Source organism: Novosphingobium sp. B-7 (assembly GCF_000410615.1).
Classification (GTDB): domain Bacteria; phylum Pseudomonadota; class Alphaproteobacteria; order Sphingomonadales; family Sphingomonadaceae; genus Novosphingobium; species Novosphingobium capsulatum.
Genome location: NZ_KE148492.1, coordinates 3,992 through 5,148, shown reverse-complemented (window position 1 = coordinate 5,148; position 1,157 = coordinate 3,992). Strand labels below are relative to the sequence as shown.

The window sequence follows — 1,157 nt, the reverse complement described above, 5'->3', positions numbered from 1 at the left end:
GCGGCCGGGTTCCTCGCGGGCCAGGTGCTGCCCGGCGGAGCGCCGGCCTGGGCTCTGCTGGGCATGGCCGCGATCATGAGCGGGGCGATGCGCGCACCGCTAACCGGCGCGCTGTTCGCCGCAGAGCTTACCGGGCGGTTTGACCTGCTGCCCGCCGCGCTGCTGGCTGCAGGGGCTGCCTATGGCGCCAGCGTGCTGATCATGCGGCGTTCCATCCTGACGGAGAAGATCGCGCGGCGCGGACGGCATATCCTGCAGGAATACACGGTCGACCCGCTCGATCTGGTGCAGGCCGGGCAGATCATGGCCCAAGGCGTCGATACCCTGCCCGGCACGATGACGATCGCACAGGCGACGCAATTCCTGTCGGGCCCGGCGCGCTATCGCAGCTATCCGGTGGTCGATGCTGCCGGGGTGCTGCTCGGCATGGTGTCGCGCGCCGATGCGCTGCGCTGGCAGGGTGACGTGGCTCTGGCCGAGGTGCGCCTGGCCGATGCCGTGTCTGACGCCGGGCAGATGGTGGTGCATGCCGATACGCCGGCGGGGGCCGTCGCTGACCTCATCCTGGAAAGCGGCGAGGGCCGCCTGCCGGTGGTGGAACCGGGCAGCGGCCGCGTAATCGGGCTTGTCACGCGGCACGATCTGCTCAAGGCACGGCACCGCGCGCAGCAGGCCGAAACCGCCCGCAGCCGCTTTGCCGCCATGCCTGCCTGAAGAGACGCGCCGCCGATGACCGAGCCTGATCCTATGCCAGCGCCGCTGGGCGATGAAGACTATGCCGCGCTGGCCGATTTCCGCTTTGCGCTGCGCCAGTTCCACGCCTTTAGCGAGGCGCACGCGCAGGCCGCCGGCCTCACCCCGCAACAGCACCAGGCGCTGCTGGCCATTCGCGCCGGGCAGGCCGGCACGGTAACCGTGGGCCATGTTGCCGAGCGGCTGATCCTCAAGCCCCACAGCGCCACGGGCCTGATCGATCGCCTGGTCGCCCTGGGCCTGGTGGAGCGGCGGCCGGCTCCAAACGATCGCCGCCAGGCGCTGCTGGCATTGACGCCGCAGGCCGATGCGGCGCTGGCCGCGCTTTCGGCGGTGCACCGTGAAGAGATCAGGCGCTTGCGCCCCATGCTGACGGCGCTGTTGGCGCGCGTTGACCGCATCGG

At 71.0% G+C, this 1,157-nt stretch carries 2 protein-coding genes; both read left to right on the top strand.

Translation table 11 applies throughout. From position 1 onward, the window contains the following. Positions 1-714, top strand: a 714-nt coding sequence (locus H926_RS29775) for a CBS domain-containing protein (RefSeq protein WP_022678153.1), incomplete at its 5' end; no start/stop codon positions are given. 33 nt (positions 715-747) lie between these two features. Further along, a partial coding sequence (locus H926_RS33845) for a MarR family winged helix-turn-helix transcriptional regulator (RefSeq protein ID WP_202804788.1) occupies positions 748-1,157 on the top strand: 410 nt, incomplete at its 3' end.